This window comes from Falsirhodobacter halotolerans (assembly GCF_022899245.1).
Taxonomy (GTDB): domain Bacteria; phylum Pseudomonadota; class Alphaproteobacteria; order Rhodobacterales; family Rhodobacteraceae; genus Falsirhodobacter; species Falsirhodobacter halotolerans.
Map to the genome: position 1 here is coordinate 55,482 of NZ_JALJAZ010000003.1, position 22,437 is coordinate 77,918.

Annotated in this window: 21 protein-coding genes; 7 read left to right on the plus strand and 14 right to left on the minus strand. The window is 66.2% G+C overall.

Translation table 11 applies throughout. The features are described from left to right. Position 1 precedes the first annotated feature (1 nt). The 6 genes from MU449_RS14935 to MU449_RS14960 are packed head-to-tail and all read right to left on the minus strand — an operon-like array spanning position 2 to position 6,015. Positions 2-877, minus strand: coding sequence for an ABC transporter permease (locus MU449_RS14935; RefSeq protein WP_244739473.1), 876 nt, complete (start codon positions 875-877; stop codon positions 2-4). Further along, complete coding sequence (locus tag MU449_RS14940; protein ID WP_244739474.1) at positions 874-1,932, minus strand: ABC transporter ATP-binding protein; 1,059 nt, start codon at positions 1,930-1,932, stop codon at positions 874-876. Before MU449_RS14940 ends, MU449_RS14935 begins: the two co-directional genes overlap by 4 nt. 11 nt (positions 1,933-1,943) lie before the next feature. Then, positions 1,944-2,969: an ABC transporter substrate-binding protein gene (locus MU449_RS14945; protein ID WP_244739476.1), complete on the minus strand. Its 1,026-nt coding sequence runs from the start codon at positions 2,967-2,969 to the stop codon at positions 1,944-1,946. 16 nt (positions 2,970-2,985) lie between these two features. Further along, positions 2,986-4,005 carry a dipeptidase gene (locus tag MU449_RS14950; protein ID WP_244739478.1) on the minus strand — a complete coding sequence of 340 codons (1,020 nt, stop codon included), beginning with the start codon at positions 4,003-4,005 and terminating at the stop codon, positions 2,986-2,988. After that, positions 4,002-4,607 (minus strand): 2-hydroxychromene-2-carboxylate isomerase, encoded by a 606-nt coding sequence (locus tag MU449_RS14955; protein WP_244739480.1) that lies wholly within the window; start codon positions 4,605-4,607, stop codon positions 4,002-4,004. Before MU449_RS14955 ends, MU449_RS14950 begins: the two co-directional genes overlap by 4 nt. Beyond that, positions 4,600-6,015 carry an NAD(P)-binding domain-containing protein gene (locus tag MU449_RS14960; RefSeq protein WP_244739482.1) on the minus strand — a complete coding sequence of 472 codons (1,416 nt, stop codon included), beginning with the start codon at positions 6,013-6,015 and terminating at the stop codon, positions 4,600-4,602. The genes MU449_RS14955 and MU449_RS14960 overlap by 8 nt, the downstream gene beginning before the upstream one ends. A gap of 388 nt (positions 6,016-6,403) precedes the next feature. Between MU449_RS14960 and MU449_RS14965 the strand changes: the two genes are divergently transcribed. The 6 genes from MU449_RS14965 (at position 6,404) to MU449_RS14990 (ending at position 12,715) form a co-directional block, all read left to right on the plus strand. Next, positions 6,404-7,375 carry a Bug family tripartite tricarboxylate transporter substrate binding protein gene (locus tag MU449_RS14965; RefSeq protein ID WP_244739483.1) on the plus strand — a complete coding sequence of 324 codons (972 nt, stop codon included), beginning with the start codon at positions 6,404-6,406 and terminating at the stop codon, positions 7,373-7,375. Between the two features lie 4 nt (positions 7,376-7,379). Continuing rightward, entirely contained in the window at positions 7,380-7,856 is a 477-nt protein-coding gene (locus MU449_RS14970) for a tripartite tricarboxylate transporter TctB family protein (RefSeq protein ID WP_244739484.1), read from the plus strand. After that, positions 7,856-9,373 (plus strand): tripartite tricarboxylate transporter permease, encoded by a 1,518-nt coding sequence (locus tag MU449_RS14975; RefSeq protein WP_244739485.1) that lies wholly within the window; start codon positions 7,856-7,858, stop codon positions 9,371-9,373. Before MU449_RS14970 ends, MU449_RS14975 begins: the two co-directional genes overlap by 1 nt. A 128-nt stretch (positions 9,374-9,501) precedes the next feature. Further along, a complete protein-coding gene (locus tag MU449_RS14980) occupies positions 9,502-10,050 on the plus strand; it encodes a TRAP transporter small permease subunit (RefSeq protein WP_244739486.1) in 549 nt (182 codons plus the stop codon). A gap of 9 nt (positions 10,051-10,059) precedes the next feature. Continuing rightward, positions 10,060-11,592, plus strand: a complete 1,533-nt coding sequence (locus MU449_RS14985; RefSeq protein WP_244739487.1) for a TRAP transporter large permease — start codon at positions 10,060-10,062, stop codon at positions 11,590-11,592. Positions 11,593-11,617: 25 nt separating this feature from the next. Next, positions 11,618-12,715, plus strand: a complete 1,098-nt coding sequence (locus tag MU449_RS14990; RefSeq protein ID WP_244739685.1) for a TRAP transporter substrate-binding protein — start codon at positions 11,618-11,620, stop codon at positions 12,713-12,715. Between the two features lie 7 nt (positions 12,716-12,722). Here the strand turns inward: MU449_RS14990 and MU449_RS14995 are convergent, their stop codons facing one another. The 6 genes from MU449_RS14995 to MU449_RS15020 form a co-directional block, all read right to left on the minus strand. Beyond that, positions 12,723-13,493 carry an ABC transporter ATP-binding protein gene (locus MU449_RS14995; RefSeq protein WP_244739488.1) on the minus strand — a complete coding sequence of 257 codons (771 nt, stop codon included), beginning with the start codon at positions 13,491-13,493 and terminating at the stop codon, positions 12,723-12,725. Next, positions 13,490-15,457, minus strand: coding sequence for a Fe(3+)-hydroxamate ABC transporter permease FhuB (gene fhuB, locus MU449_RS15000; protein WP_244739489.1), 1,968 nt, complete (start codon positions 15,455-15,457; stop codon positions 13,490-13,492). The genes MU449_RS14995 and fhuB overlap by 4 nt, the downstream gene beginning before the upstream one ends. Then, a complete protein-coding gene (locus MU449_RS15005) occupies positions 15,454-16,296 on the minus strand; it encodes an ABC transporter substrate-binding protein (RefSeq protein ID WP_244739686.1) in 843 nt (280 codons plus the stop codon). Before MU449_RS15005 ends, fhuB begins: the two co-directional genes overlap by 4 nt. 35 nt (positions 16,297-16,331) lie before the next feature. Then, a complete protein-coding gene (locus tag MU449_RS15010) occupies positions 16,332-18,404 on the minus strand; it encodes a TonB-dependent siderophore receptor (RefSeq protein ID WP_244739490.1) in 2,073 nt (690 codons plus the stop codon). Positions 18,405-18,519: 115 nt separating this feature from the next. Further along, entirely contained in the window at positions 18,520-19,008 is a 489-nt protein-coding gene (locus tag MU449_RS15015) for a cell wall hydrolase (RefSeq protein WP_244739491.1), read from the minus strand. Next, positions 19,005-19,982 (minus strand): LysR substrate-binding domain-containing protein, encoded by a 978-nt coding sequence (locus MU449_RS15020; RefSeq protein WP_244739492.1) that lies wholly within the window; start codon positions 19,980-19,982, stop codon positions 19,005-19,007. The genes MU449_RS15015 and MU449_RS15020 overlap by 4 nt, the downstream gene beginning before the upstream one ends. Before the next feature lie 96 nt (positions 19,983-20,078). Between MU449_RS15020 and MU449_RS15025 the strand changes: the two genes are divergently transcribed. After that, entirely contained in the window at positions 20,079-21,281 is a 1,203-nt protein-coding gene (locus tag MU449_RS15025; protein WP_280517801.1) for an L-talarate/galactarate dehydratase, read from the plus strand. A gap of 63 nt (positions 21,282-21,344) precedes the next feature. Here MU449_RS15025 and MU449_RS15030 read toward each other — a convergent pair whose 3' ends face one another. Then, positions 21,345-21,527: a CsbD family protein gene (locus MU449_RS15030; RefSeq protein ID WP_244739493.1), complete on the minus strand. Its 183-nt coding sequence runs from the start codon at positions 21,525-21,527 to the stop codon at positions 21,345-21,347. Positions 21,528-21,611: 84 nt separating this feature from the next. After that, entirely contained in the window at positions 21,612-22,385 is a 774-nt protein-coding gene (locus MU449_RS15035; protein ID WP_244739494.1) for a DeoR/GlpR family DNA-binding transcription regulator, read from the minus strand. Between the last annotated feature and the right edge of the window lie 52 nt (positions 22,386-22,437).

Genomic DNA, 22,437 nt, shown 5'->3' on the forward strand with positions numbered 1-22,437 from the left:
CTTACCCCTCCAGCCGCCGCAGGGCGCGTTGATAGATCACGATGACCGACGAGAACAACACCAGCAGCACCATCGACAGCGCCGCGGCAAGGGGCCAGTTCAGCGTGACGGTCGCCTCGTTGAACACCTCGGTCCCCAGCACGAACACACGCCCCCCGCCCATCAGGCGCGGCGTGACAAAGGACGAGATGGCCAGCACGAAAACCAGAAGCGCCCCGGTCAGCACGCCGGGCAGCGACAGCGGCAGGATGATCCTCCAGAACACCCGCAGGCGGTTCGCGCCCAGCATGGCGGCCGCCTCCTCCAACTGGGTGGACAGCCGCCCGAACCCCGCCAGCATGGCAAGGATGGCATAGGGCATGAGAATCTCCACCAGCGCCACCGTCGCGCCGAAGCTGTTGTTCGACAGACGGAACGGCGTGTCGATCAGCGACAACGATTGCAGCGTACCGTTGATGACCCCGCGATCGCCCAGAATGACCATCCAGCCATAGGTCCGCACCACCGCCGAGGTCAGAAGCGGAGCCACCGCCAGCGCGGTCAAAACCCCGCGCCACCGGCTTTCGGTGCGCGACAAAAACAGCGCAATGGGATAGCCGAGCACCACGGCGAAGAAGCTGACCGTCAGCCCCAGCGTAAGGGTGTTGAGCGCGACCTTCCAGTAGAACGGATCGGTCAGGGCGGCGACGTAATGTTCCACCGTCCAGCCCCCGCCGAAGGCCGCCATCGTCGAGCCGGAAAACGATGCGCGCAAAAGCCACGCCATCGGCAGGATGAAGGTGGCCAGAAGCGCCAGAAGGCCCGGCAGCAGAAGGGCCAGCACCAGCCAGCGGTTTCGGCTCGTGGCGGGCGCGGTGTGGGTGGCCCCGCCGCTCATGCCGGGGGTCCGATCAGGGTCACGTCCTCGGGGGCGACGGTCAGGGTGATCTCCTGCCCGCGTTCGGGCAGGGATCCGGCATGGGTGGGGATGTCGGCCTGAAGCGCCACCGTTCCCGCCCGCACCGTGATCGTCATGATCTGCCCGCGATAGATCACATCCTCCACCACGCCGGTGAACCGGTTGGCACCCGTGCCGCCCAGGGCCAGACGATGCGGGCGGATCAGCAGCCGGACGGGCGCGCCCGGTGCCATGTCGCCAGCAAAGCGGACAGGGCCCACGCCCTCGATCTCGGCCAGGCCGCGTTCGACCATACGGCCCGTCAGGAAGTTGCCCGCCCCGATGAAAGAGGCCACGAAATCGGTCTGCGGTTGGTCGAAGATCTGCCGCGGGGTGCCGATCTGCTCCAGCTTGCCCGCCGACATGACGGCCAGCCGGTCGGCCATCGACAGCGCCTCGTCCTGATCGTGGGTGACGAAGATCGCGGTGACGCCGGTACGGCTTTGGATCTCGCGGATTTCGTCCCGCATCTCGTCGCGCAGCTTGGCGTCAAGGTTCGACAGCGGCTCGTCCAGCAGCAGCAATTCCGGTTCAATCACCAGCGATCGCGCGATGGCGCAGCGTTGCTGCTGGCCGCCCGACAACTGCGTGATGCGCCGATCCCCAAGGCCCGTCAGCTTCACCAGATCCAGCGCGCGGGCCACCTTCGCCGCACGGTCGGATTTGGGGATACCCCGCATCTCCAACCCGAAGGCGATGTTTTCGGCCACCGTCAGATGGGGAAACAGGGCGTAGGCCTGAAACACCATGCCCATGTTGCGCTTGTGGACGGGGATCTGCAAAATCTCCCGCCCGTTCAGGCGGATGGAGCCGGAGGTCGGCTCCACCAGCCCCGCGATCATCCGCAGGATGGTGGTCTTGCCGCAGCCGGACGGACCCAGCAGGGCAAGCATTTCCCCCCGTGGAAGCGAGAAGCCGACATCATCGACCGAAGGCGTGGCCGCGCCGGGATAGGTCTTGACCAGATGTTCGACGATGACATGGGAATCGGTCACGAAAGACCCTTTCAGTTGAAGGCGATGACTTCGCGGTTGATGCGCTGGATCCATTGGGCATAGACATCCGCGACCCACGGCCAATCCAGCGTCATCTGCGCCGCTTGCGCCTCGGGGCTGCCATAGATGCGTTCGGCCACCTCGGGGGGCAGTTCGACCTTGGTGTTGACGGGGCCATAGAAGCTCTGCTCGGCGAAGGCGGTCTGCGCCTCGGCGCTCAGGGCATAGTTGATGAAGGTCTGCGCGGCTTCGGCATTGGCCGACCCTTCGATCAGGTTGATCGTGTTCGTCTGACCGATCGACCCTTCGACGGGGGCCGACACGCCGATGATCCCGCCTTGCGTGTCGTGCAGGTATTGCGACCGGCCGTTCCAGCAGATCGACAGGTCCACCTCGCCCGACTGGACGACGGCATAGCAGTCGGGGGCGGGCTCCCATGTCAGGACGTTCGGGGCGAAGGCCTTCATCGCCTCGATCCCCGGATCGATGCTGTCCTTGTAATCGCCGCCCGCGATATGGGTCAGGATGGGCAGCAGGATGACGCCGCGCGTGTCGCCCAGCTTGGCCGCGATACGCCCCTTGTATTCCGGGTCCACCAGATCGTTCCACGAGGTCGGGGGTTCGGACACCGTTTCCGTGTTGTAAAGGATGGTCAGGTTGTCCTGCGAGAAGGCGATGGTGCGATCATCGTCGATCCGGGCCCAGTCGGGCTGATCGGCCAGGTTCGGCACCGCCGCTTCGTCCAAGCGTGCGAACAGGTCGGATTCGTTGGCCTTGATGGCGACGGCCACGTCGATCAGCGCCACGTCGATGGTAGGGTTGCGGGCCTGCCGCGTCAGAAGGGCCAGCGTCTCGGCCGAGTTCTTGGAGGGCTGGTAGTTCACCGTGATGCCGGGATTGGCCTGTTCGAACGGGTCGATGATGAACTTCTGGTAATTGTCGGCGAACACGCCGGAAAAACCGATGACATTGATCTCCTGCGCCTGCGCCGTGCCGGTGGCAAGGAGGGCTGCGAGGGTGAGTGATAGGGCCTTCATGTCCGTCTCTCCTGTCTCAGGTGGTGGGGGTCCAGGCGGCGTCGAACAGACGCATCCAGTTCCCGCCCAGAATGTCCGTCACGTTGTCGTTGCCCCAGCCGCGTGCCAGCATCCTGGCGGTCATGTGGGGCATGTCGGTCATCCGCCGCACGCCCAAGGGCTTGTTGATCTTCACGCTGCCGAATTCGGTCAGCTTGCGGGCCGTGCCCTTGTCCTTGTTGGCCCAAAGCAGCCAGTCGGACGGGCGCGGACGGTCGAGGCTGAAATCGGTGCCGATGCCCACATGATCGACGCCGACAAGGTCGATCACATGCTCCATCGCGTCCAGAACATCCTCCACCGTCGCGTCGTTGCCGGCCTTCAAGCCGGGCGCGAAGAAGCTGATGCCGATCAACCCGCCCTTTTCGGCGCAGGCCAGAAACAGATCGTCGTTCTTGTTGCGCTTCACATCGTGCAGGGCGCGGGGCAGGATGTGGCTGATGCAGACCGGCGCCTTGGAATAGGCGATGGTGTCGGCCGAGGTCTTGTCGCCCACATGGCTCAGATCGCACAGCACGCCAAGGCGGTTCATCTCCGACACCACCTCGCGGCCAAAACCCGTCAGGCCGCTGTCGTTCTCCTCCAGATAGCCCGCGCCGGAATAATTCTGGGTGTTGTAGGTCAGCTGCATGATGTTGACGCCCAGATCCTTGAAGATCTCGACATGATCCAGCTTGTCCTCCAGCGGCGAGGTGTTCTGCCAGCCAAGGATGATGCCCACGCGGCCTTCGGCCTTGGCCGCGCGGATGTCGGCCGTGGTGCGCACGGGGCGCAGGATGTCGTCATTCTCGCGCAGGAAGCGTTTCCACATGGAGACGTAGTCGATCCCCTCGCGGAAATTCTCCCACAACACGGTGGAGACGTTCACGGCGGTCAGGCCGCCGGCCACCATCTCCTCGAAGATCGGGCGGCCCCACAGGCAGGTCTGCAGGCCATCGACCACGATGGCGCGGTCGTGCAGGGCTTGGGCATCGGCGGGAACGGGGGTGTCCATCATGCGGGCTCCTTCATCTTGGTCAGGGCGCGGGCCACGAAATCGAGGCGGTCCTGACCCCAGAACAAGTCGTCATTCACGACATAGGTGGGGGTGCCGAAGATGCCCCGCCGTTCGGCTTCGGCCAGATTCTCGTGCCAGTCGGCCACGATGTCGGGCGTCTGCGGATCGCGCACAAGGCTGTCGTCGCCAAGGGTGGCACGGGCCAGGTCCCGCAACGTGTCCAGATCGGCGATGTCGCGATCCTCGGCCCACAGCGCGCGCTGGATGGCGAAGGAAAATCCGGTGGCGTCGATCCCGGCCTTCTGCACGGCGATCACCGCCTGCGCCGCCGTCTCGATGGTGCGGCAGGGATAGTATTTCGGTTTCAGGTTCAGCGGGATGCCCAGATGCGTCCGCCAGCGGTCCAGCTCCACCTCGTGATATTTCTGGCGGTAATCGGGGCGGGTGCGCAGGGGGATGCCGCCATTCGCCTCGATGATGCGGATGGGGCGCAGGATCAGCCTCGCCCCCACGTCGCGCGCGATCTGCCCCATCCGCTGCGCCCCGAAATAGGCCCAAGGGGAGGAGATGCCGTAAAAGGCCTGCAGGACGGGTTCAGACATGCGACGGTTCCTTCAGGTCGGCATCGGTGAATTCGTCGCCCAGAAGTTCGGGCGTGGTGAAATCGTGAAAGCGTTGCAGATGCAGGTCGCCCTCCTCGACGAAGATCGACCGCGCGATGCCCTGGGCCAGACGCATGGCCCCCTCGCCGATGGAGGGCACGCCGCTTGTGATCTTTCCATGGCTGGGCACGGCGGGATAGGCGAAGCAGTGCACATGCCCGACATTCGCGCCCGCCACCTTGGGCAGGAATTCGAAGGCCGGCCCCAGATAGGGCATGGAACCCAAACCGTCATGATCCATCCCGGCCGGGGGCGCATAGGCGTCGCGCCACAGACGCACCTGCCCGTCCAAAGCGGCAAATTCGGGGCGCTTGGCGAAATCCACCGTGAAGCCCGTGGCGAAGATCGCGAAATCCACGGGATAGCGGCCCTTGGGCGTGGTGATGACGATGCCGTCGCCCACCTCGGCCATATCCTCGATTGGGCTGGACAGGTGGAACCGCGCGCCCTTGTGCCGGACGACGCGCAGGACGCTGTGGCGCGGCGGGGGGATCTGCGCGCGCTCGCCTGCGACCATGAAGGCCCATTTGAGCGCGTCCGGCAGGGCGACATAGCCTTGGGTCATCCCCTGGCTGCCGATCCCCGTGAACTTGTCCACGCGCGGAATGTCGGGCCGACGCACGAAAATGTCGACCGAGGCGGCCCCCGCCTCCAGCGCCGCCGCCGCGTTGTCCATCGCCGATGCGCCCGCGCCGATCACCGCGACCCGTCGGCCCTGAAGGGCGGCCATGTCGATCATGTCGGCGCCATGGGCCACGAAGCGGGACGGCACGCGGCCCGCCACCGCGGGCAGGCTGGGTGCGCCCAGGCCGTCCAGGCCGGTGGCGATGACCACCCGGCGGGCGGTCAGTCGTTCGCCCCCCGCCGTCAGATGCACCACGTCGCCGTCGGGTCGCACCTCCGTCACGGCGGCGTCGTTCGTCAGCGGCAGGTCCAGAACGCGGCGATACCAGACCAGATACTCCATCCACTGCGCGCGGGGGATCAGGCCAAGCGCGTCCCACGCCGCCGCGCCGAACTGCGCCTCATACCATGCGCGAAAGGTGAGGGAGGGGATGCCGAGCGCCGGCCCCGCGGCCTCTTTCCGGGTGCGCAGGGTTTCCATGCGGGCATAGGTGATCCACGGACCTTCCCGCCCTGCCGGGGCACGGTCGAACCCGCGAATGTTGGTGATGCCCACGCGCCGCAGGGCGGCCAGCGCCGTCAGGCCCAGAACGCCGCCGCCGATCACCGCCACGTCCAGAACGCCCGCCCGCTCCGGCACCCATGCCTTGGGCGGCAGGTTCAGCCAAGCAAGATCCTGCGCCAGGCGCTGTTCCAGATGATCCAAGGGGTGGGGCGTCATCATGCCATTCCGCGATACTCTCGAAAGTATTTTGCGCAATCTACATGATAAGCAAGCGATGATTTCGCGGGCCGGCAAGATCGGACCCCTGTCCCACCCTCTGACCGTGTCGCGGCACGTTGTTCCAATAATCGGGCGTTGTGCGAAGGATTCGTTCGTGATCGCGGGGCTGCTTTTATTTCATCACCCCCGGCGAATAATCGTGGCGTGCCATAGCCCATTCATGCACAGATGTGAATCGGACGGGCGACATCGCGGTCCGGGTCTTTCCACGGCATCCGACCAGATCGGCCCGCGGGACGGGTCCGGCCCATGCGATCCCCGCGCCACGGCGTCCTGCGGGATGGGAGTGACCCCGCCGGACCTTCTGGAACATGGGGAGGAGAGGATCATGGACCGCAGGGGTTTCTTGATGACGACGGGGGCCGTCGGCCTGATGGCGGGGATTCCCCATCTGGCTTGGGGGCAGGAGATGGACTCGCTGGAGCTGTTCGTTCCGGCGGCACCGGGCGGCGGCTGGGATCAGACCGCGCGGGTGATGGATCAGGTTCTGCGCCAGGATGGGCTGATCGGATCGTCGCGCATCACCAATGTGGGCGGCGCGGGCGGCACGATCGGCCTGCCGCAGTTCATCAATCAGTATGCGGGCGAAGGCAACGCGCTGATGGTGGGCGGCATGGTGATGGTGGGGGCCATCATTTCGAACAACGCGCCGGTGACGCTGGACATGGTGACGCCCATCGCGCGTCTGACCGGGGAATATCTGGCGGTGGTCGTCCCCGCCGCGTCCGAGGTGCAGTCGCTCGATGATCTGGTGGCGATGATGAAGGCCGATGCCGGGTCGGTCTCCTGGGCCGGGGGCAGCGCGGGCGGCAGCGATCACATGCTGGCAGGCCTGATCGCGCAGGCCGCGGGGGTGGATCCCGTGGCGATCAGCTATGTCGCGTTCGCGGGCGGAGGCGAGGCGCTGGCGGCTCTTCTGGGCAATCAGGTCACCTGCGGCGTGTCCGGGTGGGGCGAGTTTTCCGAACAGGTGGCGGCGGGCGCCTTGCGCGTGATCGCCCTTTCCGCACCGGAGCGGGTGCCGGGCATCGACGCGCCCACCATCCGCGAACAGGGGCTGGATGTCGAACTGCTGAACTGGCGCGGCGTCTTCGGCCCGCCTGACATCAGCGATGACGACCGCGCGGCGCTGATCGACCTTGTCACGAAGATGGACGCCTCCACCCCTTGGCAGGAAGCCTTGGCCGCCCGATCCTGGGATCGCCTGTTCCTGACGGGGGATGAATTTTCCGAGTATCTGACGGCGGATACGGCGCGCATCCGCAACGTTCTGGTCGGCCTCGGTCTGGCACAGGGGTAAGACGGTGCTTCGCGCCCGGCTTGGCCCCGTCGTCGTCGCGCTGGTGGTGCTTGTCACGGGGATCGGCGTGGTCTGGGCGACCACGCTGATCAACGTCTCGCCCGCCTATGCCCGCATTGGCCCGAACGTGTTTCCGCGCATCGTCGGGGGGGCCTTGGCCGTGTTCGGCCTGTTGCTGCTGATCACCGCCATCAACGGCCGGTGGCAGTGCGAGGCGACCGACCCGGACGAGCCGCGCCCCGATCTCGGCCCGCTTTTGTGGGTGGGCGGGGGGCTGGTGCTGAACCTGCTGCTGATCAAGGCGATCGGGTTCATCCTGTCCTCCACGCTCATGTATGTTTGCATCGCCAAGGGGTTCGGTGCGCGGCGGTGGTGGCTGGCGGCCCTGATCGGGTTCGCGCTGGCGCTTCTGGCCTATTACGGATTCGCCCGCCTGCTGGGTCTGCGCATGGGCGGCGGATTGATCGAGGATCTGATCTGATGGACGGTTTCGTGTCACTTGCCCACGGGTTTTCGGTCGCGCTGACGGCGATGAACCTTCTGTGGTCGGTCGTCGGGGTCACGCTGGGCACCGCGATCGGTGTGCTGCCGGGATTGGGACCGGCGTTGACCATCGCCCTTCTGCTGCCCATCACCTTTCAAGTGGAACCGGCAGCGGCGTTCATCCTGTTCGCCAGCATCTATTTCGGGGCGATGTTCGGCGGATCGACAACCTCGATCCTGATCAACACCCCCGGGGAAAGCGCAACCATCGTCACCGCGCTGGAGGGGCACAAGATGGCTAAGGCGGGACGTGGCGGCCCCGCGCTGGCGACGGCGGCCATCGGGTCGTTCGTCGCAGGCACCATCGGCGTCGTGGGCATCACGCTTCTGGCGCCGGTCATCGTGCGGCTGGCGCTGTCCTTCGCGCCGGCGGATTATTTCGCGCTGATGGTTCTGGCCTTCGTCACGGTGTCCGCCGTCCTTGGCACTTCCGTGCTGCGGGGACTGTCGGCGCTGGCGGTCGGTCTGCTGATCGGCCTGGTGGGGGTGGACCTTCAGACGGGGCAGGCGCGGTTCACCTTCGGGCAGATGTCGCTTCTGGATGGAATCGACGTGGTCATCGTCTGCGTGGGCCTGTTCGCGGTGGGCGAGACGCTGCATCTGGCCGCCCGCTATCGGCGGGGGCAGGATGAGATCGTGCCCATCAAGGGGTCGCTGTGGATGACCGCGTCGGACTGGGCACGGTCGTGGAAGGCGTGGCTGCGTGGGGCCGCCATCGGGTTTCCCATCGGGGCGATGCCGGCGGGCGGGGCGGAGATTCCGACCTTCCTGTCCTATTTCATCGAAAAGCGCCTGTCGAAAAAACCCGAGGAGTTCGGCAAGGGCGCGATCGAGGGCGTGGCCGGGCCGGAGGCGGCGAACAACGCCTCGGCCGCGGGAGTGTTCGTGCCGCTGCTGACGCTGGGCCTGCCCACCTCGGCCACGGCGGCGATCATGCTGTCGGCATTCCAAAGCTATGGCATCAATCCCGGTCCGCAACTTCTGTCGTCCCAGCCCGATCTGGTCTGGGGTCTGATCGCCAGCCTTTATATCGGCAACGTGATGCTGCTGATTCTGAACCTGCCGCTGGTGGGCCTTTGGGTGCAGATCCTTAAAATCCCCGCCCCCTATCTTTATGCGGGCATTCTGGTGTTCGCGACCATCGGCACCTATGGCATCAGCCGGTCGGTCTTCGATCTGGGATTGCTTTACGGCATCGGGCTGATGGGGTTCTTCATGCGACGCTATGATTTCCCGACCAGCCCGGTAATCATCGGCATGATCCTGGGGCCGTTCGCGGAACAGCAATTCCGCCGCGCCATGACCATCAGCCAAGGGGATCTTTCCGTTTTCTACACCCGCCCGATCGCCGGAACGATCCTGGCCATCGCCGCCCTGGCCATTCTTGTTCCCATCGGGCTGGAGGTTGCGAAAGCCGTCCGTGCCGCGCGGGCGCGGCCGAAAAGGACAGGGTGATAAAATAATGAAGTGGCCGGGAATTGAACGCTTGCCGGATGCGCACCCCGTTTCTAATCTGATGTGATAAAACAGGGTGCTGCCGCCGGGGGAGTGGCGGACAGCACGCGAAGATGGGGGGGAAGGCCATGGGCGCAATGCTCATGCTGTCACGTGCGATTGACGCGCTCAACACGTTCATCGGCAAAGCGGCCTCGTGGCTTATTCTTGTCGCGGTGCTGATCAGCGCGGTCAACGCGGTGATGCGAAAGCTGTTTTCCATCAGTTCCAACGCATGGCTGGAATCGCAATGGTATCTGTTTTCCGCGGTCTTTCTTCTGGCGGCGGCTTATACCCTTTTGAACAACCAGCATGTGAAGGTCGATCTCGTCTATTCCGCGCTGTCGCGGCGCGCGCAATTGTGGATCGAGGTTCTGGGCACGATCTTCTTCCTATTCCCCTTCTGCGTGATCACCATCTGGCTGTCCCTGCCGATCGTTGCCGCTAAAATCGCCTCGGGCGAGGTGTCGAACAACACCGGCGGCCTGATCCAGTGGCCGGTCTGGATCCTGATTCCCATCGGATTTGCGCTGTTGGCGCTTCAGGGGGTTTCGGAATTGATCAAGCGCATCGCCATCCTGAAAGGGGACATCCCCGATCCGGTGCTTGAGGCGGATGCCGAAGCGGCCAGATTGTAAGGGGGCGGGATGTACGAATTCTTTGCGGAAAACCTCGCCCCGATCATGTTCGCATCGCTGATCGTGGTGCTGTTGATCGGATATCCCGTGGCCTTCGCGTTGGCCTTTGTCGGCTTTGTCTTCGGCTTCATCGGGATTGAGATGGGGCTGTTGCCAATCAACCTGTTCCAGGCGATCCCCGACCGGATCTTCGGGCAGATGTCGAACGAGACATTGCTGGCCATCCCCTTCTTCACCTTCATGGGCCTGATCCTGGAACGATCCGGCATGGCCGAGGCGCTTCTGGACACGATCGGCCAGTTGTTCGGCACGGTGCGGGGCGGTCTTGCCTATGCCGTGGTGTTCGTGGGGGCGATTCTGGCGGCGACAACGGGGGTTGTCGCGGCGTCGGTCATATCCATGGGGTTGATCTCGTTGCCGATCATGCTGCGCTATGGCTATGACCGCCGGGTGGCGGCGGGCGCGATTGCGGCGTCCGGCACGCTGGCGCAGATCATCCCGCCCAGTCTGGTGCTGATCATTCTGGCCGACCAGCTGGGCCGGTCGGTGGGGGATATGTACAAGGGCGCGCTGGTGCCCGCGCTTATGCTCGTGGCGGCCTATGCCGCCTATATCGCCGTGGTGTCCTTCGTCAGCCCCGCCAAGGTTCCGGCCCTGCCGCCCGAGGCGCGGACGCTGCACGGCTGGCGGCTGGCGGGGCGCGTGCTGACCGCGCTGGTGCCGCCGCTGGTCCTGATCTTTCTGGTTCTGGGCACGATCTTCTATGGCATCGCCACCCCGACCGAGGGGGGCGCCATGGGGGCCGTCGGGGCGCTGGTGCTGGCGGCGATGAATCGCAAGCTGAACATGGACCTGTTGCGCCAGTCGCTTTATTCCACCGCGCGGCTGTCGGCCTTCGTGCTGTTCATCCTCCTGGGGGCGCGGGTCTTCTCGCTGACTTTCTACGGCGTGGACGGGCATGTGTGGGTCGAACATCTGATGACCTCGATCCCCGGCGGGGTGGTGGGATTTCTGATCGTGGCGAACCTGCTGGTCTTCTTTCTTGCGTTCTTTCTGGATTATTTCGAACTGGCCTTCATCATCGTGCCGCTTCTGGCGCCGGTGGCCCATGTGCTGGGGATCGACCTGATCTGGTTCGGGGTGATGCTGGCGATGAACATGCAGACCTCGTTCATGCATCCGCCCTTCGGCTTCTCGCTCTATTTCCTGCGCTCGGTCGCGCCGACGCGCGCTTACCGCGACCGGATCACGGGGGCGACGATCCAGCCCGTGACCTCGGGCCAGATCTATATGGGGGCGGTGCCGTTTCTGGTGATCCAGCTGGTCATGGTCACCACCGTCATCGTTTTTCCCGATCTGGTCATGCATTACAAATCCGGCGCGGTGGAGTTCGATCCGGCCACCATTCAGTTGAACGTGCCGATGCCGGGGATGGAGGCGCCCTTCGGCGCCACCCCCGCGCCCAGCTTCGGCGGGGCGGCCACACCGGCCCCCACCTTCGCACCACCACCCCCGCCGTCCTTCGGCGCACCGCAACCATGATGTTTCTGGGAGGAAACCGATGACCATCGACCGCCGTAAATTCCTGTCGCGCAGCGCCGTCGCGGGCGTGGCCGCCGCAGGCCTTGCCAGCCCCGCCGTCGCGCAATCGGGTGCCCCGCAGGTGCGCTGGCGTCTGACCTCGGGCTTTCCCAACAACCTCGACACCATCTATGGCGGGGCGGTGGTCATGGCGGACGCGCTGCGCGCCATGACGGGGGGCCGGTTCGACATCCAAGTGTTCCAGGCGGGCGAACTGGTGCCCGGCCCGCAGGCCATCGACGCCGTGCAGGCCAACACGGTGGAGATCGCGCATACCTGCGGCTATTACTTCACCGGCAAGAACCCCACCTTCGCCATCGGCTCCGCGCTGCCCTTCGGCCTGAATTCCCGCTTGCAGAACGCGTGGCTGTATCACGGCGGCGGGAACGAGGCGTATGACGAGTTCCTGTCGGCCTATGACATCATCGGCAAGCCCGGTGGTGGGACGGGCGCGCAGATGGGCGGATGGTATCGCAAGGAGATCAACAGCCTGGCCGACCTGCGCGGGGTGAAGATGCGGATTGCCGGCGTGGCGGGCGAGGTGATGTCCCGTCTGGGCGTCGTGCCGCAGCAGCTTCCGGGGGGCGACATCTATCCCGCGCTGGAACGCGGCACGATCGACGCGGCGGAATGGGTCGGCCCTTATGACGATGAACGGTTGGGGTTCTATCAGATTGCGCCCTATTACTATTACCCGGCGTTCTGGGAAGGCGGGCTGACCATCCACTTCTATATCAACCGTCAGGCGCATGAGGCCTTGCCCGAGGAATACAAGGCCGCGCTCGACACCGCCTGCAAGGCCGCGAACATCAACATGCAAGCCCTGTATGACGTGAAGAACAAGGATGCGATCCGGTCGCTGGTCGGCAAGGGGGCGCAGCTTCGCCCCTTGCCCGCTGACGTGATGCAGGCCGCCTACAAGGCGACGTTCGAGCTTTATGCCGAATATGGCGAACGTTTCCCCGAATGGGCGGCGATCTATCCCGGTTGGAAGACCTTCCGCGACCAGGGGTTCGAATGGTTCCGCGTGGCCGAATACAGTTATGACAACTATGTCTTCGGGGCGCAGGCCGCGGGGCAATAGGGCCGCATCACGCGGGCACGGCAACCGGCGGTCCGTTCGGTCGCGTCAGAACCGTCATCGGCAGGCCATAGACATGGCGCAGGGTGTCCGGGCGCATCAGGTCGGCGGGCGTGCCCTGCATCACCACGGCCCCGTCGCGCAGGGCGATGACATGGTCGCAATAGCGGGCGGCCATGTTCACCTCATGCAACACGACCACGGCGCTGCGCCCCTGATCGTGGCACATGGCGCGGACCAATGTCATCACCTCCACCGCATGGCTGACATCCAGCGCCGAAATCGGCTCGTCCAGCAGCAGCGCCTCGGCCCCTTGCGCGACCATCATCGCCAGCCATGCCCGCTGCCGTTCGCCCCCCGACAGGGTGTCCACAAGGCGATCGGCCAGCCCCGCCACCCCGCATTCGGACAGGGCGCGCGCCACCGCCGCGTGATCGTCGGGGGTGAACCGGCCAAGCGCGCCGTGCCAAGGGTAGCGCCCAAGTGCTACCAGTTCCGCCACGGTCATCCCGTCGGCGGGCGGGGTCGCCTGCGGCAGAAAGGCCAGACGGCGGGCGATCGCCCGGGCGGACCACGCCCCCAGATCGCGCCCATCCAGCCGCACCGCCCCGCCCGAGGTGGGCATCTGCCGCGCCAGCGTCTTCAGCAGGGTCGATTTTCCCGACCCATTATGCCCGATCAGCGCGACCAGCTTGCCCTTCGGCACCTCCAGCGTGAGCCCGTGCAGGAGGCGCCGGCCGGGCACATCCACGGTCAGATCGGTCAGGGAAAACAGCGTCATCGCACCCGTCTCATCATCAGGCCGATCAGCCAGGGCGCGCCGATCAGCGACGCGAACAGGCCAAGCGGCAATTCATAGGGGAATCCGGCCATGCGGGCACCGAAATCGGCCGCCAGCATCAGACCCGCCCCGATCAGCGCGGCCCCGGCCAGATGCGCGCCGGGCGACATCAGGCCCAGGCGGCGTGCCATGTGCGGCGCCATCAGGCCGACAAAGCTGAGCGGGCCGACAAGGATCGTGGCCCCCCCGATGGCGACCCCCGCCGTCAGGATCAGGGCCAGCCGCGCCTGCACGGTGCCCACACCCACCCCATCGGCGATGCCCGCGCCCAGGGGCAGGATGGCCAGCCAGCGCCGCGCCGCGACCGCCGCCCCCGCCACCACGGCGACGACGCCCGTCAGCGCCGCCGCGCCAAGCGGCGTCACCGAGGCCGCCGATCCCGACAGCCAGGCCAGAATGACGAAGGCCCGCGTATCCCCGACGGACATGATCGTCGCCAGCACCGCCGAGGCCAGCGCCGATACGGCGATCCCGGCCAGCAGGATGCGTTCGGGCGGCATCTGCCGGCGGCGCGTGAACAGGGCGACCACCCCCAAAGCGCCCGCCGCCCCCATCATCGCCCCAACGGACAACGCGACGATGCCGGGGGTGGTCAGCGCTAGGACCGTCGCGGCATAGCCAAGCGCGGCCCCGCCCGACACGCCCAGAACCTCGGGCGAGGCGAGGGGGTTCGCGGTCAACCGCTGCAGTATCGCGCCCGCAAGGCCAAGCGCCGCCCCCGCCGCCGTGGCCGCCACAAGGCGCGGCAGGCGCAACGGCAGGAAGGCGGCCATGCTGTCGCGGTCCAGAACCGCCCAACCGCCCGGCAGACGGCCGACCCACAGGAACACCATCCCCGCGAGCATGATCCCCGCCGCCATGCCCAGCATCCGCCGCAGGGGGCGGCGGGCGCGATGGATCACACCCTCGGCCTGTTCGGTGCCCGGCGGCGTCGATCCCCGCAGGCGTGGCAGCAGCGCGATCAGAAGGGGGCCGCCGATCAGCCCGGTCAGCGCGCCGGTCGGAAAACTCTCGGCCCCACGCCCGGCCAGCATCAGCACCACCCCATCGCTGAGCGACAGAAGAACCGCCCCGCTCAGCGCCGACCAGATCATCAGATGGCCGATGCCGCGTATCCCCAGGGTGCGGGCCACCGCCGGTCCGGCCAGACCCACGAACGCGATCAGCCCCACTTCGGCCGAAACGGAGGCCGCCATGACCACCGCCACCATCACCGCAAGGAAGCGGATCAGACGGACGTTCAGCCCCAATCCCTGCGCCCCCTGCACCCCCAGCGACAGGACGCGCAGCGGGCGGGCCAAGGCCGCCGCCACCGCCGCCCCCACGATCAGGATCGCAAGCAGCGTGCGCACCCCGGACCAGTCCTGCTGCACCAGCGATCCGCCGTTCCAGATGACCAGCGACAGCAGGTATTCCCCCTGCGACAGGGTGACGGCGGTGGCGATGGCGCTGCAGGTCATCCCCACCAGCATCCCCGCGATCACCATCGTCACGGGGGCGAAGGCGCGTCGTGCCCCGATGCCCATCACCAGCGCCGCCGCCAGCGCCGCCCCGCCATAGGCCAGCGGCCAGCGTCCGTAATCCATCAGGCCGGGGGCCGCAATGGTGCCGAAAACCAATGCCACCTGCGCGCCGGACTGAATCCCCAGCGTGGTGGGATCGGCAACCGGATTGCGCAGCACGACCTGAAGAACCGCGCCCGACAGGCCCAGCATCGCCCCCGCGATCAGCGCCATCACCCCACGCGGCATCAGCCCGAAGGCCAGCCGGATCTGATCCAGCGTCATCGTTGCCGGATCGAAGGGGAAGGGCGGCCAGTGCCCCCCCGCAAGCGGGATGGCGGCCAGAAGCCACAGGCCTGCCGCCAGCGTCATGGCGCCGCCGATGGCCGCGCTGCGGATCATGCGATCTCCTCGGGTCCGCGCTTCAGGGCCTGCACCAGCGCCTCGGCGAACCGCAGGGCGGAGGGCACGGCCCCGAACGGGTTGAGCGGGGGGAGAACGTGCACGCGCCCCTCGGCCACGGGCGGCAGGGCGTGCCACAGCACGCTGCCCCGCAGGGCGCGACGCGCGGCGGGGGGCGGGGGGCCGATGACGATGATCCGCGCCTCGGGCATCTTGGCCAGTGTTTCAATCGGAACGGGGGCCATGAAGCTGAACGCCGTCGGCTGGCTGCGCGCGTTGGTCAGGTGAAGCCGCGCCAAGGTGCTGCCGAACAGGCTGTCGGGTCCGAAGGCCCGCATGTGCCGCGCGTCGCCGATGTCGATCAGGGCCAGCGGCCGATCGTTGAAACGGGCCAGTTCAACGCTCAGGGCATCGAACCGCGCCTCGGTCCGGGACAGGGCGCGCGCCCCGGCGGCAACATCGCCGATGTCGCGCGCCAGATCGGACAACGCGGCCAGCGCGCGCGGCAAAGGCGGTTCGCCCTGGGCAAAGAATGTCAGCGACAACACGGGCGCAATCGCCCGCAGCCGCGTTTCGAACTGCGTGTAATAGGGGGAGGACAGGATCATGTCGGGGCGGACAAGCTGCAAAAGTTCGAAATTCGGCGCGCCGCGCAGGCCAAGGTCCACCACATCGGGGGGAATGGCGGGCTGCCCCACATCGGCGCGGTAACGGATGAGTTCGGCCCCCGCCACCGGCATGTGGCCCAAGGCGATGGCGGTTTCCATCATCGCCCAGTCGATCGCCGCCAGCCGGGGGCGCCCGCCCGCAAGCGCCCCGGAGGTGGACGCCGCCAGCATCACGCCGGCGGCGGTCAGAACGGCGCGGCGCGTGATCACCAAGTGTAGGCGACTTTGGCCGACACGGTCCGCCCCTCGCCATAGGAGCAGTAGGAGAAGCCGCAGGCGCTGACATACACTTCGTCCGTGACGTTCTGGACATTCACCGAGGTGCGGATGTTTTCCCAGTCATAGCGCAGGGCCAGATCCACCAGCGTCACGCTTTCCAGTTTGCTGGCATTGGCGTTGTTGCGATACCGGTCGCCGATATACCGCAGGCCCGCGCCCGCGCTGATGCCGTTTTCAAAGTCGTGATCGACCCACAGGCTGGCCAGGTGGTTGGGCGCGTCGGCCAGTTCGTTGCCGTTCAGCGGATCGCCGTTCGGGGCCACCTGTTCAGTCTTGTTGTAGGCATAGCCGCCGCGAACGGACCAGCCCTCGGCCAGTTGGGCGGTCGCCTCCAGTTCCAGCCCTCGGGATTTCACCTCGCCGATCTGGCGGAAACCACGACGGACCTCGCCGCCGATCGTTTCCTCCACGGTGCGGTTCACATCCGTCTGGCGCAGGTCGTAAAGGGCGGCGGTGAACAGGCCGTCAAACCCGAGGGGGCGGTATTTCACACCCACTTCCAGCTGCTCGCCCTTGGTCGGCTTCAGCGCGCCGCCTTCGATATCCGTGCCCGCCTGCGGATCGAACGAGGTGGAATAGGTGCCGTAGGGTGTGACGCCATTGGCCATGACATAGGACAGCCCGACGCGCCCGGTCAGCTGGTTGTCCTTGAACTCGGACGCCGCGCCATAGCGTTCGCCCTCCTGCTCCACCCAGTCATAGCGCAGGCCCAGAACCCCGCGCCAGTTGCCATAGCTCAGCTCGTCCTGCGCATAGGCCCCCGCCTGACGCAGCACGACATCGCCCGCGTTCGGGGCAAAGAACGCGCGTTCGCCCCCCACGCTCTGCCCCGTGCGCCAGTTGATCGCGGGGGCGGTGCCGAACTGGCTGCTTTCGAACGCGTCGTATTTGCGGATATCGGCGCCGAACAGCAGCTGATGGCTGACATCGCCCGTGACCACCTGTCCCGACAGGCGGGTATCAAGGCTGATCGTGTCGGTATTCTCGCGCTGGCGGCTGGACCCGCGGGAGAAGATGTCCCCCCCTGTATAGGCGCTGGCATAGGTGCCGTCGTAACTCCAGTTGAACGTCTCGTAACGCAGACCCTGGCCCAGCGTCCAGCCGTTGCCCAGATCGTGGCTGATCTCCACCCCGAAGCTGATCATTTCACGATCGCTGTCGTCGAAATCCTTCTGGCCGGTGTAAAGATCGCGCAGGTCCTTGCCGTCCGCCACCTCGGTCAGGGCGAAGGGCACACCCGTCGGCGACAGAGGCGCGTCCTTTTGATAATTCAGAAGCACGTCCACCGTCGTCGCATCGTCGGGCGTCCAGCGCAGGGCCCCGGCAAGATAGCCGCCCTTGTTGTCCAGATCCTCGATCTGCGTGTTCTCATCCCGGGCGATGCCGGTCAGGCGCAGGGCCAGCGTGTCCGACAGGGCGCGGTTGGCGTCGAAGAAGGCCTGCGCGCTGCCGTTGGAATCGGTGCCCACGCCCACCTCGCCGAAATCGAAGGACCGGGCGCGTTTCTGGACCATGTTGATCACGCCAAGGGGCGATCCCGCGCCGTAGATGGTCGAGGAAGGGCCGCGCAGCACTTCGATCTGTTGCAGGCCGTAAATCTCCTGCGCCGCCGCGCCGAAGAACCGGCCTTGGCGCAGGCCGTTCACATATTGCGCGCCATTCGCGTCGAATCCCCGGATTCGCGGGGAATCGAACCGGGGGTCGCGGCCGAAGGGTTCGGCCAGCACACCGGCGGTGTAGCCTAGCGCCGCGCCCACGCGTTCGGCGCCCTGATCGTCGATCTGATCCTCCGTCACCACCGACAGGGACTGGGGAATCTCGTCCACCGGCAAGGTGGATTTTGCGGCCTGCGCCCCGGTCGCGACATATCCCGCGACATCGTCGGCCTGCACGATGATGGGGCTGAGGACGATGACCCGGTCGCTGTCCTGCGCCTGTGCGGTGCCGACGGCCAGAAGGCTTGCCCCGGCAAGCAGGATGGAACGTGCGGAATTGGTCATGTGAAGGCCCCCGTTATCGACGAATGCCCATCCTCTGACCTGCGTTCACGGCGCTGTCAATGAAATTGACAAGTTTTGTCGGAATAAGGTGATCCAATTCAGGGCGGGGCTGGATCTACCAGCCGGTCATCCCCTCGCGCGCGGGCAGGGGGACCGGTTGCGTGACCAATGCACGCGGCCTGCGTTCATAAAACGCGTTGCCGCCCGTGGTCAGGACGTAATGCATGTTGGTGTATTCCGCGCGATAGGAGGCGGCGTGAAAGAACTGCGCGTTCCCCACCAGCGGGTGGCGTTCGCCGCGCAGAACGGCCCGCGCCGCCTCGCGCAGGCGGGGGGCGGAGGCGGTGTTCATCTTGCGCGACATGACACCGGGGGCGAACTGGTTCTTCTGGGCCACGACCTTGCACACGGTGCCCGGATAGGCGGGAGATTCGACGCGGTTCATCACCACGCTGCCCACGGCCACCATCCCGTCGCGGCTGGATCGGTTGCTTTCGAAATACATCGCCCGCTCCATGCAGTCGAGTTCGGTGTGACGCTGGAATATCCCGCATCCCGACAGAAGGGTCGCCACGCTCAGGCCTAGGATAGTCATTTTGGTCATGCGCGCGGTCGTCCCTTTGATCCACTGTGGGGCAGGTGTAACGGAACCGTGCCGCGATGCAACGCGGGCGGTGGGTCGCCGTCCTGTTCCAGCGCGCGTCCGACGTCCCGGACCACGTCGCGGACCAGCGTCAGGATCGGGCGGCCGGGATCCTCGATGCCGATCAGATGGGTAAGGGCCATATCGGGGGCGGGGGCAAGCGGGCGGAACACCACGCCGTCACCCCCCGCAAAGCGCGCATGTGCCGGCAGGATCGCCACACCCAGCCCCACACCCACCAGCGACAATATGGCCCGCGCCTGCGCCATGCCCTGCACGACATCGGGGGCGACAGCGTGGGCGGACAGCGTGCGGCGGATCAGGTCGTGCATATACGGCGCGTCGGTGGAATATCCGATGAAGGGCAGCCCGTCGATCTGCGCCAGCCGAACCGTGCGGCGGCGGGCAAGGGGATGGTTGGCGGGCATCGCCACGACCAGCCGTTCGCGCAGGACGATGTCGGTGCGCAGCCCGTCGGGCTGGGGCGAGGGGCGGACCAGCCCCATGTCAAGCCGCCCGAAGGCAAAGGCCTCCCGCTGACCGGCGGCATCCAGTTCCTTCAAGTCCAGCCGGATGCGGGGATATCGGTCCCGCACTGCAAGGATCACGCGCGGCAAAAGGCGGAACGCGGCGGCGCCGTAGAATCCCAGCCGGATCGTGCCCTCAGGCTCTTCAGTGCGGGCGCGCACCGAAAGTTCGGCGGCCTGCGCCTGGTTCAGGAGGCGGCGCGCCTCGGTCAGAAAGGTCTGGCCGGCCGGGGTCAGGGTGACGCCCGTGCGCGCGCGGTAGAACAGGCGAACGCCCAAGCGCCCCTCCAGCAGCATGATATGTCGGCTGAGCGGGGGTTGGGACAGGCTCAGTTTGGCCGCCGCGCGACCGAAATGCCGTTCCGTCGCCACCGCGACAAAGGACCGGACATGCACCAGATCAAGCATGACGATACATGATCGACATCGAACCCATCCAACCTTGATATTAGACTGATATGTAAGACAGGCGTATCACGAGGGGCAACCCAAAGGATGTTCCCCATGTTCGATCTTGCCGACGGCAAACGCCTTCTGCCCGTGAATCCCCTGAATGCCGGTCTTCCCCCGGGCGAGGCCACGACCGACCGCGTGGTGGGGATCCGCCTGTCACGCGTCACGCTGCCGCTGCACTCCGCCATATCGGACGCGAAGGTTCTGGCCGGGCGGCAAAAGCCAATGACCGAGATCGCGTTCCTGTTCTGCGAACTGAAAACCGAGCAGGGGTTCGAAGGGGTCGGCTATTCCTATTCCAAACGTGCGGGCGGGCGGGGGCAATACGCTCATGCGTGCGAGATCGCCGACGCCCTTCTGGGCGAGGATCCGAGCGACATCGCCCGGTTGTGGGAGAAGATGAATTGGGCGGGCGCGTCGGTGGGGCGGTCGGGTCTGGCGACGCAGGCGTTGGCCGCGTTCGACATCGCGCTGTGGGATCTGAAGGCGCGGCGGGCCGACCTGCCACTGGCGAAGTTGTTGGGCGCGCACCGCGATTCCGTGCGCTGCTACAACACCTCCGGCGGGTTCCTGTCGATGGAGATCGCCGAGGTGAAGGACCGGGTCACCGCCGCGCTGGATCAGGGGATCGGGGCGATCAAGCTGAAGGTGGGGCAGCCCGACCCGATGATCGACCTGCAGCGGATCGAGGCCATTCGCGCCCATGTCGGCGGCAATGTGCCGCTGGCGATCGACGCGAACCAGCAATGGGACCGCACGACCGCGCTGCGCTTTGGCCGCATCGCCGAACAATTCAACCTGACCTGGATCGAAGAGCCGCTGGACGCCTATGACGCCGAAGGCCACGCGATGCTGGCCGCCGAGCTGGCCACCCCCATCGCGACGGGAGAGATGCTGACCTCGGTGGCCGAGCATTGGGAACTGATCCGCCATAACGCCGTCGATTTCATCCAGCCCGATGCGCCGCGCGTGGGGGGGATCACGCCGTTCCTGAAAATCTGTGCATTGGCCGATCACCACAAGCTGCAACTCGCGCCGCATTACTGCATGGAGATCCACCTGCACCTGACCGCCGCCTATGGGCGCGAGCCGTGGGTCGAGCATTTCGAATGGTCCGAAGCGATGTTCGAACACCGGCTGGAGGTGAAGGACGGGCGCATGATCGTGCCGAACCGCCCCGGCCTGGGGCTGACCCTGTCGGGTCAGATGCGCGCTTGGACGGATGAGACGGCCTGTTTCGGCACCGGATTCTGATCCATCCCCACGATATGAAAAAGGCCCCGCAGATGCGGGGCCTCTGTATCGTTCCTGCGGGCTTCAGACGTTGTCGCCCAGCTTGCCCTTGACCGTGCCCGACACGTCCTGTGCCGCGCCTTTGGCCTTCTGGGCTTTGCCTTCGGCCTGAAGATCGGGATTGTCGGTCGCCTTGCCGATCGCATCCTTCGCGCCGCCGGCCAGCTTGTTTCCAGCTGCCTTTGCCTTGTCTACCATCTCGCCCATGGAACCCTCCTGTCGCGATAAATCACTCATGCAAGGATAACACGCGTACAGCGCCTTCGGTTCCCTCGGGGCGCGGCATGTGTGTCAGAGGGGCACGATATCCACATCCACGCCGGTGGCCCGCAGATCGCCCAGGGCCTGCGGGGAAATCCGGTCGTCCGTGACGATCCGGTCGATCTCGGTCACATGCGCGAACCGGCAGAAGGCGCGAGTGAAGATCTTGCTGCTGTCCACCAGAAGGATCACGGTGTCCGCGGCGGCGACGATGCCGCGCTTGATCTCGGCCAATTCGATCGAGGTGTCGGAGAGGCCGTCGATCGCAACGGCGTGGGCCCCGAGGAACGCGATGTCGGCATGAAGGCGTCCGAGGTCGCGAAGGCAGGCCGCCCCGATCAGCGTGTCCGATCCGTGCCGCACCCGACCGGCGGGCATGTGGCATTCGATCTGCGTGGCGGGGGCCAAGGTGGCGGCGATCATCAGATCGTTGGTGGTCGCGGTGAACGGCACCCCGCGTTTCATCGCGGCGCGGGCGCAGGCGGCGGTGGTGCTGCCGCTGTCGAACAGGACGGTCTGGCCCGGCTCGATCAGGGCGGCGGCGTGCTGGCCGATGCGGTCCTTCGCGCCCCGTTCGATCTGGGAGGAGATGGCAGGCTCCGTCTCGCGCGCGCGTTCGCCGCTGGAATTGATCATCGCGCCGCCATGCGTGCGGGTCAGATGGCCCGTCAGGCACAGATATTCGACATCCCGCCGCGTGGTCGAAAGCGAGGCCCCCACCTGCGCCGCCAGATCGGGAAGCGCCACGATGCGGTCCCGACGCAGGATTTCGATGATCCGGGCGCGGCGTTGTGCGGGAAGCATGACCCATCCTTCGAAAAACGCAACCCTAGGCGGGCGCGCGGGGGCGGTCAAC